At 69.9% G+C, this 13,989-nt stretch carries 14 protein-coding genes; 7 read left to right on the top strand and 7 right to left on the bottom strand.

Annotation, left to right across the window (positions count from 1 at the left end):
• Window position 1 precedes the first annotated feature (1 nt).
• Both SM754_RS11970 and SM754_RS11975 read right to left on the bottom strand, forming a co-directional pair.
• A complete protein-coding gene (locus SM754_RS11970; protein ID WP_323676468.1) occupies window positions 2-1,732 on the bottom strand; it encodes a type II/IV secretion system ATPase subunit in 1,731 nt (576 codons plus the stop codon).
• A gap of 116 nt (window positions 1,733-1,848) precedes the next feature.
• The gene (locus tag SM754_RS11975; protein ID WP_323676469.1) at window positions 1,849-2,415 is read right to left on the bottom strand and encodes a DUF7549 family protein; all 567 of its coding nucleotides are present in this window, start codon (window positions 2,413-2,415) and stop codon (window positions 1,849-1,851) included.
• Window positions 2,416-2,591: 176 nt separating this feature from the next.
• On the opposite strand from SM754_RS11975, the gene SM754_RS11980 reads away from it, so the two are divergent.
• Window positions 2,592-3,062, top strand: a complete 471-nt coding sequence (locus SM754_RS11980; protein ID WP_323676470.1) for a DUF5793 family protein — start codon at window positions 2,592-2,594, stop codon at window positions 3,060-3,062.
• A 54-nt stretch (window positions 3,063-3,116) separates the two neighbouring features.
• On the opposite strand, the gene SM754_RS11985 is transcribed toward SM754_RS11980, so the two are convergent.
• Complete coding sequence (locus SM754_RS11985) at window positions 3,117-3,860, bottom strand: proteasome assembly chaperone family protein (RefSeq protein WP_323676471.1); 744 nt, start codon at window positions 3,858-3,860, stop codon at window positions 3,117-3,119.
• Window positions 3,861-3,946: 86 nt separating this feature from the next.
• On the opposite strand from SM754_RS11985, the gene SM754_RS11990 reads away from it, so the two are divergent.
• The gene (locus SM754_RS11990; RefSeq protein ID WP_323676472.1) at window positions 3,947-4,960 is read left to right on the top strand and encodes a mechanosensitive ion channel family protein; all 1,014 of its coding nucleotides are present in this window, start codon (window positions 3,947-3,949) and stop codon (window positions 4,958-4,960) included.
• Between the two features lie 42 nt (window positions 4,961-5,002).
• On the opposite strand, the gene SM754_RS11995 is transcribed toward SM754_RS11990, so the two are convergent.
• The 3 genes from SM754_RS11995 to SM754_RS12005 form a co-directional block, all read right to left on the bottom strand.
• Window positions 5,003-5,542, bottom strand: coding sequence for an NUDIX hydrolase (locus SM754_RS11995; RefSeq protein WP_323676473.1), 540 nt, complete (start codon window positions 5,540-5,542; stop codon window positions 5,003-5,005).
• Window positions 5,543-5,607: 65 nt separating this feature from the next.
• Complete coding sequence (locus SM754_RS12000) at window positions 5,608-6,279, bottom strand: class II aldolase/adducin family protein (RefSeq protein WP_323676474.1); 672 nt, start codon at window positions 6,277-6,279, stop codon at window positions 5,608-5,610.
• 105 nt (window positions 6,280-6,384) lie between these two features.
• Window positions 6,385-6,792 (bottom strand): universal stress protein, encoded by a 408-nt coding sequence (locus SM754_RS12005; RefSeq protein ID WP_323676475.1) that lies wholly within the window; start codon window positions 6,790-6,792, stop codon window positions 6,385-6,387.
• A 166-nt stretch (window positions 6,793-6,958) separates the two neighbouring features.
• Between SM754_RS12005 and SM754_RS12010 the strand changes: the two genes are divergently transcribed.
• The gene (locus tag SM754_RS12010; RefSeq protein WP_323676476.1) at window positions 6,959-8,317 is read left to right on the top strand and encodes a hypothetical protein; all 1,359 of its coding nucleotides are present in this window, start codon (window positions 6,959-6,961) and stop codon (window positions 8,315-8,317) included.
• A gap of 138 nt (window positions 8,318-8,455) precedes the next feature.
• On the opposite strand, the gene SM754_RS12015 is transcribed toward SM754_RS12010, so the two are convergent.
• Window positions 8,456-9,886: a bifunctional metallophosphatase/5'-nucleotidase gene (locus SM754_RS12015; RefSeq protein ID WP_323676477.1), complete on the bottom strand. Its 1,431-nt coding sequence runs from the start codon at window positions 9,884-9,886 to the stop codon at window positions 8,456-8,458.
• 139 nt (window positions 9,887-10,025) lie between these two features.
• On the opposite strand from SM754_RS12015, the gene SM754_RS12020 reads away from it, so the two are divergent.
• The 4 genes from SM754_RS12020 to SM754_RS12035 all read left to right on the top strand — a co-directional run bounded on the left by SM754_RS12020 (window position 10,026) and on the right by SM754_RS12035 (window position 13,953).
• On the top strand, window positions 10,026-11,606 hold the full coding sequence (locus tag SM754_RS12020; RefSeq protein WP_323676478.1) for a hypothetical protein: 1,581 nt from the start codon (window positions 10,026-10,028) through the stop codon (window positions 11,604-11,606).
• Window positions 11,607-11,707: 101 nt separating this feature from the next.
• Entirely contained in the window at window positions 11,708-11,953 is a 246-nt protein-coding gene (locus SM754_RS12025) for a DUF5816 domain-containing protein (protein ID WP_323676479.1), read from the top strand.
• 173 nt (window positions 11,954-12,126) lie between these two features.
• Window positions 12,127-12,465 carry a DUF7116 family protein gene (locus tag SM754_RS12030; protein WP_323676480.1) on the top strand — a complete coding sequence of 113 codons (339 nt, stop codon included), beginning with the start codon at window positions 12,127-12,129 and terminating at the stop codon, window positions 12,463-12,465.
• Between the two features lie 114 nt (window positions 12,466-12,579).
• On the top strand, window positions 12,580-13,953 hold the full coding sequence (locus SM754_RS12035) for an NAD(P)/FAD-dependent oxidoreductase (RefSeq protein WP_323676481.1): 1,374 nt from the start codon (window positions 12,580-12,582) through the stop codon (window positions 13,951-13,953).
• Window positions 13,954-13,989: the final 36 nt, after the last annotated feature.

The following is a 13,989-nucleotide window of genomic DNA, read 5'->3' on the forward strand; positions in this document are numbered from 1 at the left end:
GTCAGTCGCCCTCGGCGAGCGTCACGTCCAGTCCGTCGTCGCGGTCCTCGTCGTCCACCGTACTCGACGACCCGACGACGTCCTCGATGCGGGAGAGCGCGCGCTCGGGGGCGGCGTAGTACTCGTTGATGAGCGCGGTGAACCGCCGGTAGTCCGTGATGTCGCGCTCCCAGAGGTACTCGAGGAACCGCCGTCGGTTCCGGAGCTCGGTGAGGAGTTCCTCCTGACTCCATCCGCGGTCCTCGCGGACCTCGTCGAGGAGCGAACTCCCCGAGGAGGAGAACTGGTCGTCGTCGGCCGACCACGTGAACGCCGTCGAGTAGTCGAGTTCGCCCGTCCGCTGGTCGATTCCCTCGATCTCGGCGATGGTCTTGTTCCGGCGGACGCGCTCCTCGTCCATCCGCGTGAGCGTCTGCACGCAGAGGATGTCCAGGCTCTGCACCATCGACCGCGGGACGTTGATCGGTTCGTTCTCCAGGCGATTGATGACCGTCCGCACGGAGTCGGCGTGCATCGTCGAGTACGTCGTGTGCCCGGTGTTCATCGCCTGGAAGAGCGTGATCGCTTCCTCGCCGCGGACCTCGCCGACGATGATGTACTCGGGGCGATGCCGGAGCGCGGACCGCAGGAGGTCGTACATCGAGACGTCCGTGCCCTCGTGCAGTCGCTCGCGGGTGATGCTCGACAGCCAGTTGTCGTGGTACAGCGACAGCTCGCGGGTGTCCTCGATGGAGAGGACCTTCGAGCGCGGCGGGATGAACATCGAGATGGCGTTCATGCTCGTGGTCTTCCCCGAGGCGGTCCCGCCCGCGAAGATGAGGCTCTTGTTGTGCTCGATGGCGAGCCAGAGGTACGCCATCTGGTCGATGTTGAACGTCCCGTAGTCGAGGAGGTCGATGGGCGTGAACGGTTCGTCGGCGTACTTCCGGATGGTGAACGCCGACCCTCGGGGCGTGACCTCCTCGCCGAGCGCGAGTTCCGCACGCGACCCGTCCGGGAGCGTCGTCTCGACCATCGGGTCCCCGATGGAGATGTGTCGGCCGGAGTGCTGTGCGAGTCGGACGACGAAGTTGTCCAGGGACTCCTGGTCGAACTTGACGTTCGTCTCGATGTCCGTGTACTCGTCGTGGTACACGAACAGCGGGAGGTCGTAGCCGTCGCACGAGATGTCCTCGACGTGCGGGTCGTGCATCACGGGGTCGAGCTTCCCGTACCCGCGGAACGCCCGCCACAGGTAGTAGTAGAGCTTGTAGTACGTCGTCATGTCGACGTCCGCGCCGTACCGTTCCAGGTGCTCGTGGAGCGCTTCGTCGAGCACGACCTCGGTGTCCTCCGCGTCGATGTCGCGTCGGTACACGAGCGGGTCGCGGACGTCCTCGAACAGCGTCTCGAGGAGCGCGTGCTCGTACTCGTCGAGCTCCGGTTCGACGACGTAGTAGAGGTGCTCGTTCGCGTCCACGTCGTGATTGACGGAGACGAACGCGAACGGCGGGTTCACCCAGTACCGGTTCACTTCCTCGTAGCCGTCGACGCCGTCGAAGTTCACGAGACGGCCGTGCTGGGCGGGGTCGTACCGGGAGTGGTCGATGGTGGTTCCGCGGAGCATCTCGACGGTCCGGACGACGCGGCGCTTGAGTTGCCCGAGTCGCGACTCCGGCGACCTGGAGTCCTCGGACTGGATCCGCTCGTGCGAAGGGGCGTCGTCGCGTCGTTCGTGTGGGTGTCCGGACATCGTCGAATAGAGAACCGAGTGGTTTCCAGGGCTTAGGGCGAGCGCCAACTTAAATCAGGCGGCCATTTGGGAAGGAACAGGGCAGGTTCGGAGCCGCCCGCTGCCGTGGGTCGGTGTCAGGCTGACTCGGCGTCCGCGTCCGCGTCGTCGACGCCGGTTCGGTCGACGCGGAGGAGGATGACGCCGAACGCGAGCTGGAGGAACACGCCGAAGGGGACGAACAGCGCGGCCTGACTCGTGAACAGGACGTACGTCGACCCGAGGAGGGCGACGGCGACGCCGAGGAGGAGCGCGCCGAGCACCCTGACGGGGTCGGCGGGGATGGCGTCGAGTGCGTCCTCGACCTCGAAGTACAGCAGGAGCGAGACGAGGACGGCGACGGCGAGTATCGCGAGGCCGACGAGCCAGAGGTCGTACCCCGGGACCTGTGCGCTCGCGCTCCCGCCGGCGTTCAGGACCTCCTGGCGGAACTGGAGCGGCGTCCTCACGGACGTCCCACCGAGAATCTGTACGCCCAGCTGGTAGCGGATACCGACGAACGGGAATCGGAGGATGACGAGCGTGAGGTCCCCTCCGGACGTGACCGCGAACGACCCGTACGATATCGACCACGGGACGAGCGCGGACAGCCACGTCACGAGGACCGCGAGTTCCTCGGCGTACTCCGACTTCACCCAGACCATACGCACACGGGACGGGGCGGCGAGTAAAACGTATCGGATGCGTCCAGTGACCGCGAGCGCATGCGACCAGTGACCGCGACCGGTCCGGTCGACGCGGCCGGTCGCGTTCCGGTACCGGCCGAGTCCGTGCCGGGCGTTACGTTCATACGGGGGGATACCCAAGACCCGGGCGTGGAATGAGGCGCGACTACTTCACGCTGGACGTGAGCAACGTCGACTGGGTGGACGACGACGGTGAGCCCTCCAAGCCGACTGTATCGATCGATTTCGAGGGCCCCGTGGCGACGCTCGAGGAGCGCCTCACAGGACCGGACGGCGACCCGCTTCCCGCCGGGGAGACGGACGTCGCGTTCCGGTACAAGGACGACGTCGGCGACGGCGACGCCGTCGGCGTGGTGAGCGTCACGAACCGCCTGACGGGGGACTTCGTGCTGGAACTGAACGAGGACGCGGCGGACGTCGGGACGTTCATCACGGCCGCACGCCGGTACGGCGAGCAGGCCGGTGACGACGGCGGGTACCGCGTCGACATCGCGCTCGGCGGCGAGGAGTTCGTCTCCTACGAGAAGTCGACGTTCCTCGTGTACGACAACGACGGGAACCTGCTCCGGAACCACTCGCTCATCCCGAGCGGCGTGGAACTGTAGACCGGTTCCGGTCCTCGTTTCTCCGCGGTCTACGACGCCGGACGGAGCGACCGCTCAGTTGAACATGCGGTCCTCGGGTCGTTCGTTCTCCGGGATGGTCTCGAGGCGCTCGTGGAGGCGCTCGTAGTACGCCGCGACGTCAGCGGCGAACGCCTCCAGTGGCCCGGTGTCGACGTCGAGGTCGTAGAGCCGCGTTATCGTGTCGACGAGGCGAATCGCGGCGTCGACGTCCGGGACGCGCTCGTGGACTGGCGTGAGGAAGACGCCGACGGCGAGGTCGCTGACCATGCCGCGTTCGACGAGTGCGGCGTCGACGCCGTCGAGGAAGCCGTTCCCCATCCCCGGAATCGCGGGGTCCGCGTCGGCGACGCGGGCGTCGAGGTAGTCCCGCGTCGACACCTGGAACGTCCGGTGGTCGTCGGGACCGTGCGGTACCGGGACGCCGCTCAGGACGGCGAACTCGTCGACGCCAGCGGACTCGGTCCAGTCGAGTATCGCCTCGGTGAACGGTTTCGCCGCGGAGTTCGGGACGAACAGCCCGCCGTGGAGGACTGCGAGGTCGAGGTCGTCGCGGGTGAGGATGCGCGTGTGATGATGCGGCCGGCCGCCCTCGAACGGCGTGATGGTCGGGAGGGCGTCCGTGGTGACGTACCCGCAGGAGTCCATGTCGAGTCGTTCGCGGAGGTAGTCGACCGCCGTCAGGCCGGCGAGCCCGTACGCCGCGAACCCGGCAACGACGCGGTCGACGTCGGCACCTTGGTCGCAGACGTCGAACCGACGTGTGCTATCATTTGCCATGATTGTGCTTGTCGGGCAGCGGGCTTCGTTCTTTGCCCGACGGCGACGCCGTGCGTTTTATCGGGGGCGGGCGAGACGACTGTGACGTGACTATCGGGCAGCAGTCGGGGAACGAGACTGGTAGCGGCGGCAGCGGGGCTGCTGCCGGGGAGGCGCTGGCGGACTGGTTTGGCGTCGAGCTCCCCGCGTGGTTGCCGGCGGAGGTCATCGGGTGGGTGCTCGCGATCGTCGTCCTCGCTGGGACGTGGTACGCGTCGAAGCTCGCGGTGCGTCTCGCGGGCCGGACCGTCGCCCGCCGCATCAAGCGCCCGAGCGTCACGCGCACCGTGCTGCGGCTCGTGCAACTCGGCGTAGTGCTCCTCGGCGTGGCGTTCGCGGCGAGCCTCATCGGGTTCCAGGCTGGCGACATCCTCCTCTCGGTGACGGTGTTCTCGGCGGTTCTCGGTATCGTGCTCGCACCGATCGTCGGCAGCATCATCAACGGGTTCTTCGTCCTCGCCGACCAGCCCTACGAGATCGGTGACATGATCGAGCTCGCGGACCGCGGGCAGACCGGGTTCGTCGAAGACATCACCATCCGCTACACGAAGATGTTCACGCTCGACAACACGTTCATCGTCATCTCGAACGACTCCATCCGCGACCGCGACGTCATCAACTACTCCGCGGAGGACGAGCGCACCCGGCTCTCGCTCACGGTCGGCGTCACGTACGAGGGCGACCTCGACGAGGCCCGCGGCATCATGGAACGGAGCGCTCGCGACGTCGACGAGGTCATCACGGGCGGGCCCGACATCCGCATCGGGAGCGCACGCTACCCGGCGGCGCCGACGTGCTACATCGACGAGTTCGGCGATCACGGCATCCAGCTGACGCTCCGGTACTGGGCGAAGCAACCGTACAAGCTCCTGACCGTCCGGTCGAAGGTCCAGACGAACGTCTGGTCCGCGCTGTCGGACGCGGACGTCGACATCGCGTACCCGCACAGTCACGTGGTGTTCGACGACACGAGCGGCGAACTAAACGTCGCCAACCGCGACCGCCCGCGCGACGACAGCGACTTCCCCGCCGACGGACTGCCGACCGACCACGAGCAGTGACTCGGGACCGGTCGAGCCCACCGTCACGTACAGCCGTTCCCGTCACCGGTCTCTCGCGGCGCGGACCGCCGGTCGCGTGAGGCCCGGATTGAACACGGGGTCGGGGATGTCGTGGAACCAGTCCGCGGCCGTGATGCGTTCGTCGTCGACGCCGAGGTCCTCGCCGACGGTGGCGTCGGTCGCGCGAGCCTCGTAGAGGACGACGTGGAAGCCCGTCCACTCGTCGCTGTCGTCGGCGTTCACGATACGGCTCGCGCCGACCGCACGCGGCCGCACCGGGTCGACGTCGACGCCGGTCTCCTCGCGGACCTCGCGAACGAGTCCATCGTCGAGGGACTCATCGCGGTGGAGCGTCCCGCCGGGGAGCAGCCATCGCTCGTCGTCCGCGTTCCGGATGCAGAGCACCCGGTCCGCGTCGTCGAGGACGACGCCGACCGCCACCCACCCGGACCGGAACGCCTCCAGCTCGCGGTCCTCGCGGTAGCGCTCGGGGTCCCGGACGTCCTCGCCGCCGTCCTCGACGAGGTCGTCGTATCGCTCCCGCGGGTCGACCACGTCGGCGTATCCCTCGAAACCGTCCATACCAGAGGGTCCACGGTCGTTCGTACTGAAAGCTCCGGACCGCTCGCCGAGGACCGGACGCCGCGTCAGCCGCCGGTGAGGTACGACCAGACGCGGTCGACCGCGATGGCGTTCGTGAGCGTCGCCGCGGTCGCCGCCAGCGACGTCTCGTCGCCGACCGGCTCCGGGTCACCCATCTGCGAGGCGCGGTACTGGGTCTCTGCGTTCGCAGCCATGTACCACGTGAAGACGGTGGCTTCGCGGACGGTCTCGCCGACGACGACCGCACCGTTCCCGGCGAGGATGACGGCGAGACCGTCGCCGAGCGTCGCCGCGAGCCGGTCCGCCTCCGCGTCGGTCGTGACGAGATGACCGTCCGCGTCGTCGAAGTCGTCGAAGACCGGGACCGGGTCCGCGAAGGGCGCGCCGAGTCGACTGACGGGCCGCAACGGTTCGCCCGCGGTGACGAACGGGAGGACGGCGGGCGCGTGATGGTGGACGACGGCGCCGACGTCGTCGCGCGCGGCGTAGAGCCGTCGGTGGAGCGAGTGCTCGTCGTGCGGGCGACCGTCGCCACGGACGATGCGACCCTCGACGTCCATCTCGAGGAGGTCGTCGCGCTCGGCGCGCCCGGGCGGGACCGCGGGCGGCAGGACGACCGTGTCGCCGTCTCTCGCGGAGACGTGGCCGAACGCGTCCAGGATACCGGTATGCGAGAGGGCGCGGCTCGCTCGCACGAGGTCCCGTCGTGTGGTCACGCGCGGCGGTTCGACCGCCGGTACGTTAACGCTTCCCCCGCATGTCAATGGGGACGAAGGCATCGGGGCAATGCGAACGAAGGCGTCGGGACGAGCGGCGGCGCGCTAGCCGGTCGCGGAGACCGTCACGACCTCGCAGTCGAGGTGTTCGCGGAGGTACGCGTCGACGTCCGGGTCGTCGAACAGGCGCCGGAGCATCCGCCGCCAGCGACCAGCTTGCTTCGTCCCGATGACGACGACGTCGGCGCCTTCGGCCGCCGCCTCGTCGAGGATGGTCTCCTCGACGAGGAACCCCTTCCGGACGACGTAGCGCGTGTGGACGTCCAGGTCGACGGCGCGCTCGGCCGCGGCCTTCAGCTCCGAGCGCGTCACCCGTCCACCGTCCTGGTAGAGGTTCACGTGGAGGACGGTGAGCGCGGCGTCTCGCTCCTCCGCGATGTCGACCGCCGCGGCGAGCGTCCGCTTCGAGTGCGAAGATAGTGGGTACCGGACTGGGACCAGAACGCGCGTCATCTAGTGGATTCGAATCCGTCGACGGCCCTAAACGTTCGGACTCGACGCGCGAGGACGACCCGCCAGCGGACTCCTCGTCGGGCGTTCGACGGCGACGGGGCGCGTTGCGCGACGGTTGACACCGACACCGAGCTTATGCCGTTCCACGGGGAAGTCGTCAGGTGACATGGTCTCCGACCCCGCGGCTCCGTCCCTCCCCGAGCTGACGCGCCGGCGCGTCCTCGCCGGCGTCGGTGGCGCCGTCGGCCTCGCCACGGTCGGCTCGATAGCGGTCGGTGCGACCGCACCGACCGCGCTCCCCGACGTCCTGACCGACGAAGCGACCAAGCACTACCCGACGCCGCCGGGGGTCACCGAGCACTGGCGGCCGACGGTCACCGAAGCGCACGCTCGCGACGTCGTCGAGACGCTCGCGACGACCCACGAGCGCGCCGACGAGCGCTGGGCCGAGATCGACGAGGACCGGTTCGGGTCGGGTGGCGACGGCTGGCTGGAGAGCGCGCGTTCGGCGCTCGACGCCGGCAACCACCACGAGGCCCTGTTCGACGCGACGTACGGCCTCCAGTTCGCGGCGAACGACCTCGGTCGAGCACGCGCGAAACTCGACGACGCCGACCTTCCCGCGCTCGCCGAGCGCGCCGTCGACGTCCGCGACCGCGCAACCAGCCTCCTCGACGCGCTCGCCCCGTACCCCGTCGACGACCCGAGCACCGACCTCGCGTGGTACCTCCGCATCGAGGAGGAGGCCGTCCGCGGCACCGGACAGGCGACGTGGAGCAGCGTCGACGCCACCGCGAACGGCGTCGACGACGACGACGGCCCGCCCCGCGGCGAGTTCGACCCGCGTCGCGTCGGCGACCTCACCGAAGGCGTCGTCCTCGGCGACGTCGCCGTCTCGAACGCCGAACGCTTCCACGAACACCTCCAGGAGCGCCTCGGCGACGACGTAACCCCGTACGACTCTCACCTCCGCGCCGTCAGCGACGACCTCCGCGACGTCCTCGCGGACGCACCGTCGCGCGAGACCGTCCTCGAACGCCACGACGTCCGCAGCACCGACGACCACGGCCCCGACGAGTTCGCGCACTCGCGGCTCGCCCGCTGGTGCTACGACGCACCCATCGTCTCCCCTTGGGCGACCCAGGTGGACGCCGACGCCCGCACCCTCACCGCCGTCGCCCTCGCGCAAGGCGTCGTCGACCACCGCGCCCACGGCTTCGCAATCGGCCACCTCGTCGTCGACGAAACCACCACCGGCTTCGACTCCGGGCACGTCCTCGCCGAGAAACGCCGCGCCCGCAGCACCTACCAGAACACCATCGGCGACGACCCAGACCCCCTCCTCACCCGCCAGGCCGCCCGCGCCATCGAAGACCTCCAGGTCGCCACCGTCGACCACAGCAACAACGACGGCCACTGGACCGCCTGGAAGGAACGCCTCGACGCCTACCTCTACGCCCTCGTCGGCCGCGCCAAACTCCACCACCACCCCAAGGTCTACCACCAACTCGTCGACGGCCCCTGAATCACCACGACCGGACAGCGACCACACCACCATCGAAACGGCGTCCTGGCGGCGGCCGTATGCTAGCGAGTCAGTTCAACCCCAGCAGCGACATCACCGCAGAAACGGCCGCCTGGCGGCGGCCGTATGCTCGTGCAGTCAGTCTGACCACGCGACTCGCCCTTCGAGTTGCGGGTCGAGTCCGTTCTCGCGGGCGTAGGCGGCAAGCACCTCGTACTGGACGTCGCCGAGGTCGACGCGGTGGTCGGCGTCGAGCGCGGGGAACTCGTGGTCGGTGTGGAAGAGGTAGTCGGTGGTGGCGAGCGTGTACGTCGCGTCGTCGTCGACGAGTTCGCCGTCGACGCGGAGCGCGACGACCGTCTCCTGGTTGCGGTCCCAGACGACACTGGCCCCCGAGAGGTGCGCGTGCCACCAGTCGGGTTCGCCGAACGAGAGGTTCGCGCCGCTGGCCTGCGTGATCGTCGCTCGGAGCTCCGCGCCCGTGAGTTCCGCGACCGCGACCGGTTCCTGGAACGGGACGACGCTCATCACGTCCGCGATGGTGACGTCGCCGACGAGCGGGTCGCCCTCGCGGACGCCGCCGGAGTTCTGGAGGCCGACGTCCGCGCCCGTCGCCCACCGGTACGCGTCCGCGACGAAGTTCCCGATACGGGACTCCCCTCGGAACGCCGCGGCTTGGGTCCGCTCGATGGGCTCCTCGACGTGCGCGACCACCTCCGTCAGGTCCGCGCGCTCCATCTCGGTCCGCATCGCGTCCGCCACGCCCTCGTGAACGGGTGCGTCCGCGGTCTCGTGCCGCGTCACGTCCACGCTCCGGTCGCCATCGTCGTCGACGTCGAGCGCGACCTCGTGCGCGACCCGACCGTTCACGCCCGGACGGAGGAGGACCGCGTCGTCGACGCGCTCCACCACCTCGCTGTGGACGTGCCCGCCGAGGACGACGTCGACGTCCGCCGCGACCGCGAGCTCCTCGTCGTCGATCCCGAGGTGCGAGACCGCGACCACGAACTCCGCACCGGCCGCCCGGCACGCGTCGGCGGCGCGCTCCCCCCGCGAGATGGGGTCCGCGAACGCGACGTCGGTCGCGTTCGGATTGATCGAGTTCGTCGCGGGGGTCGTCACCCCGAAGAACCCGACCGAGACGCCGTCGACCTCCCGGACGACCCACGGCTCGGTGTGCTCGCTCGCGAACCGCTCGTCGCTCCCGACGGCTTCCTCTCGGTCGTCCTCGCCACCGTCGCTCGCGGCCGCCGGAGTCACCTCCTCGACGTTCACCGTGAGCCACGTCTGGGGCGAATCGGCGACGAGCTCCCGGGTCGCCGCGGGCCCGTAGTCGAAGTCGTGGTTCCCGAACGTGTCGAAGTCCGCGTCGACCGCCTCGAAGAACGGGAGCGCGTGGCGGCCTTCGGTGACGAGCGAGAGCACGCCGGGCGCGGTGTTGTCCCCGCTCCCGACGACGACGGCGTCGTCGCCGTCGAGACCGGTGAGGAGGCCGGCGAGCCGACCGATGCGCTCGGGGTCGTCGAAAGCGTTCTCGACGTCGGAGTAGTGGAGGAGACGCGCAGTCATCTAACCACCGAACGCAGGAACTCGCCGCGTTTGAGGGTGTCGAAACCGACGGCGGCCGTCGAGCCGACGACGTCGGCGAAGGCGGTGGAGGCGGCCGCCTGGCCAAAGCGTATGCCGCCGGAAGCCGTCGGTTCGAGGGATGCGACGGCGAGCGCTGTTGGCGACGGTCGCCGCGTCCGTGACGGCTGGCTGTGGCGCGTTCGGTGGCGCGGAGCGCCGCGGCCGCGGGACCTTCGGCGTCGAGAATCCACCGACGGGGACGGGAACCCAGCGGGCGCTCCGACCCGTGCCGTACTCGCAGTTCGAGGGGACGACCGCGTCGCTGCCGGCCGCGGACCGCGTGGTCGCGTTCTCGCCAGCGGAGGTCGGGTCGTCGTCGTCGCTCGTCCTCCGAGTGGGGTTCGAGCGGGACGCGACCGAGTCCCGGCCCGCGACGTTGCGCGCGACCCTCCGGAACCGGTCCGAGGAGCAGGTGACCGTCGAGACCAGCGGCGTCCCCGCGTTCGAGCCCGAGCCCGCGTACCGACCGGACGCCGGGGACGCGGGCGTCGACGGGGAGACGAGCGAGGGCGCCGACGCGCCCGGGGAGCGGGGGCGGTTCGCGCTCGCGCCGACCCCGGACCACCCGTTCTCGCTGTCGACGCCGGCGGTCGCGCGGTCGGGCGACGGGTCGTGGACTGTGTCGAGCGTCGACGCGTGGCTGCCCGACGAGGTCACCATCGACGCGTGGGGGAACGCGACCGGCCGGTACGCGCTCGTCGGCGTCGACCCGGACCGGGACGCCGACGCGACCACGACGACCGGCAGCGACGCGGGGGCGGCGACGACCGACGAGACCGGCCGGGGGTTAGCCATCGGGACGGGTCGGTATCGGCTCGGCGATGGCGCGCTCGCGACGACCGCGTTCGTCTGGCGTCGCAGTACGCCCGGGCCGACGGTCCCCGCGAACGTCGACGGCGCCGGACGCCCGCCGCTGTCGTCGGTCGAACGCTGGTACCACGACGCGACGCCGCGGTCGAAGTCGTGGCTCGCGCCGGCGAGACGGCGCGTCCAACTGCCGGCGACGCTCTCGTTCGAGCTCGTCAACCATACCGAGTCGAACCTCACCGGGCGGCGAGACCAGTGGCGGCTGCACCGGCTCGCGGATGGCTCGTGGCATCCACTGTCCTGGCGCGACCGGGCCGACATCAGCGAGCCGATACTCCCGGGAGAGCGCGTCTCGTGGACGCTCCGGCTCGCGCACGACGACACCACACCGGCGGGCGCCGGCATCCCCGTGGATTTCCTCGGCGGCGGCACGTACGCGTTCGCGAGCGCCTACGAGGACGGGTTCGCGGCGGCGTTCGAGGTCGACGCGCCGTCGCTCTCGCTCCGGCCGACCGCGGGCGTGACCGTCGAACGCGACGACGACGCCGTCGTCGTGAGCGACCGCTGCCTCGACGACGCGGCCGCGCTCGTCTTCGAGCGTCGCGCGGTCGACGCGACGCCGTCGCCGACGCTCGTCGCGGAGCAGGCGTACCGCGACCGGGTGCTCCGGAACACCCTCACGTTCGCCGACGAGGCGGCCGTGGTACGCTACCGGACCGCGACCACGCCGGAGCGCGGCCCGTTCCGGTGGGGCGACGGGCCGTTCCGGTTCACGTACGAGGGCCAGGGCTCGACCGTCGAACTCGTCGACGACGCGACCGACGGGTCGCGGCGTCCGCGGCGAGGGCGCTGACGTGACCGCGGTGCAGGAAGTCGGGGATACACCGGCAATCGGGGACGAGCTGGCGGTCGGGGACGAACAGCACTAAGTCGCGGCGTCGACTTCGGTGAAGCATGGAGTTGGACCCCCACGAGACCGACGAGGGCGAGACGGTGTACGTCTCGACGACGGAGGGCGACCGCGGGTCGAAGGCGCCGTTCATGGTGGTGTACCGGACGACCGACGGCGAACGCAAGTACGGCTGGTTCTGCTCGAACTGCTCGACGTTCGACAACGCGATGGACTCGATGGGCCGCATCCAGTGCAACGAGTGCGGGAACTTCCGGAAACCGACGGAGTGGGACGCCGCCCACGAGTGAGCGCGACCCCGTGGACGTCGGTCGAACGAGTGACTGCGACGCCGCGACCGCACCTCGAAGCTATCACGGCCCTGACCGTCGAGGACGGATGCTCGACGCCGTCTCCGCCTTCGAACCCGCCGACCTGTTTATACGACAACTTTAAGACTGCGCTGTGTGATAACACGTATCGAATGGTCTCTGGTACCACGACCGAGAACCTGCACGAGCGCGCGAAGACCATCTTCCGCGGCCTGGGCTACGACGTGACCGACGCCGCCGGCGAGTTCCGAGCCGAGCGAGACTGGAAGACGGTCCACGTGAACCCGACGCGTGACGTGCCCGAGACCCCGACCGGCGGCGACCTCCGCTGCTTCGTGACGCCCGAGGACACCGCCGACTCGCTACGGGAGAAACTCCTCGCGGACAAGCCCGACTACGACTGGGCCATCCTCTCCGTGACCGACGCCCCCGCGGCCAGCACCGACGGCGGCTACGACGTCATCCACCCGCCCCAGGACCCGCTCCGGTAGCACGTCGACGCACCCGACACCGACGGTTCGCGCGTCGCGAGCGACCGCACCACGGCGCGCGATAGCGACCGCGGTTCGGACCGTTTATTATCCCGGCCCCTCCGGTGTTGGCGTATGAAGCGTGTCGACGTTGCCGTCGTCGGAGGCGGGCCCGCGGGGACGAGCGCGGTGTGGGAAGCCGCGCGCAACGGCGCCGACGCCCTCCTCCTCGAGAAGGGCGTGCCGCGCGCCGACCGGGAGGGCCTCGGACCGGATTCGACGGACGCCGCGGGGATGCTCGATTACTGGATAGACATCATGGACATCGACCCCGCCGACCTCCCCGACGGCGTCGTCCTGCAGGAGCTCGACTGCGTGCAGTTCATCGGGCCGACCGAGACCGCGACGATGCACGCGACCGGTATCGAGTCGAGCTACGACCGGTTCGGGTACACGTTCCAGCGCGCTCGCATGGACGACTTCCTCCGCGAGCAGGCCGAGGAAGCGGGTGCGACGTACGACGTCGGCGTGTCCGTTCGCGGCGTCGACACCGACCTGGACGCGGAGTACCGTCACACCCTCGAACTCGCCGATGGCGAGAACGTCGCGGCGAACTACGTGGTGCTCGCCGACGGTCCGCAACGCCAGGTGTCGATGGGCGTCCTCGACGCGTTCCTCCCGGCGCACCGCGCCGCGAGCGACGTCATGTCGCCGCCGACGGCGAACCACATCGCGTACCAGGAGCACCGCGAGTTCCCCGACGGCGCGTTCGAGGACGACCGCCTGAAGTTCTGGTGGGGGTGGATGCCCGGCGAGACCGCGTACCCGTGGGTGTTCCCGAACGACGGCAACGTCGCGCGCGTCGGCCTCACGATGCCGATCGGGATGACGCTCGACGACGTCGAGCACCCCGAAGGCTACCGCCTGCTCGACCCGGACGACGAGCGCCTCCCGAAGGCCGGCGAGTACATCTCTCGGCTCTTGGAGCGCGTGTACGGCGACGAGTACGACATCGAGGAGGACTTCCCGCGCGTCGAGGACCGCGGGAAGTCCGGCGGGACCGAGACGTACCCGATCTCGTCGACGCGCCCCATCGACTCGCCGGTCGGCGCCGGTATCGCGGTCGCGGGCGGCGCGATGGGGACGACGAGCGCGTTCCACGAGGGCGGCTATCACGTCGCCGTGCGCTCGGGGAAGCTGGCGGGCGAGCTCGCCGCGACGGACTCCCTGGAGCGGTATAACGACGAGTGGCGCAGCGCCATCGGGACGGAGCTCATCCGGAACGTCGCGTTCGCGGACCTCGTCGCCGAGTACGAGCCCGACGACTGGGACCGGACGTTCAGCCTCGCGAGCCGGATGCTCGGCGACGGCGCCGACGGCGAACTGCTGTCGCGTCGCCTCGGCGCCGGCCCGGGTGCACTGAAGCTCCTCGCGAAGTACAAGTGGCGCAAGCGCTCGCTGAAGAAGGACGGCTACGTGCAGATAACCGAGGACGAGTACACGGTCTGAGCCGGGGAACGGTCGCCGGTGCCACGGGGAGTCGAC

This window comes from Halorubellus amylolyticus (genome assembly GCF_034808145.1).
Lineage (GTDB): Archaea > Halobacteriota > Halobacteria > Halobacteriales > Natrialbaceae > Halorubellus.

Coding starts and splice junctions, on each gene's coding strand:
- SM754_RS11970 (WP_323676468.1), bottom strand. CDS start 1,732: ATGTCCGGACACCCACACGAACGACGCGACGACGCCCCTTCGCACGAG.
- SM754_RS11975 (WP_323676469.1), bottom strand. CDS start 2,415: ATGGTCTGGGTGAAGTCGGAGTACGCCGAGGAACTCGCGGTCCTCGTG.
- SM754_RS11980 (WP_323676470.1), top strand. CDS start 2,592: ATGAGGCGCGACTACTTCACGCTGGACGTGAGCAACGTCGACTGGGTG.
- SM754_RS11985 (WP_323676471.1), bottom strand. CDS start 3,860: ATGGCAAATGATAGCACACGTCGGTTCGACGTCTGCGACCAAGGTGCC.
- SM754_RS11995 (WP_323676473.1), bottom strand. CDS start 5,542: ATGGACGGTTTCGAGGGATACGCCGACGTGGTCGACCCGCGGGAGCGA.
- SM754_RS12005 (WP_323676475.1), bottom strand. CDS start 6,792: ATGACGCGCGTTCTGGTCCCAGTCCGGTACCCACTATCTTCGCACTCG.
- SM754_RS12010 (WP_323676476.1), top strand. CDS start 6,959: ATGGTCTCCGACCCCGCGGCTCCGTCCCTCCCCGAGCTGACGCGCCGG.
- SM754_RS12015 (WP_323676477.1), bottom strand. CDS start 9,886: ATGACTGCGCGTCTCCTCCACTACTCCGACGTCGAGAACGCTTTCGAC.
- SM754_RS12020 (WP_323676478.1), top strand. CDS start 10,026: ATGCGACGGCGAGCGCTGTTGGCGACGGTCGCCGCGTCCGTGACGGCT.
- SM754_RS12025 (WP_323676479.1), top strand. CDS start 11,708: ATGGAGTTGGACCCCCACGAGACCGACGAGGGCGAGACGGTGTACGTC.
- SM754_RS12030 (WP_323676480.1), top strand. CDS start 12,127: ATGGTCTCTGGTACCACGACCGAGAACCTGCACGAGCGCGCGAAGACC.
- SM754_RS12035 (WP_323676481.1), top strand. CDS start 12,580: ATGAAGCGTGTCGACGTTGCCGTCGTCGGAGGCGGGCCCGCGGGGACG.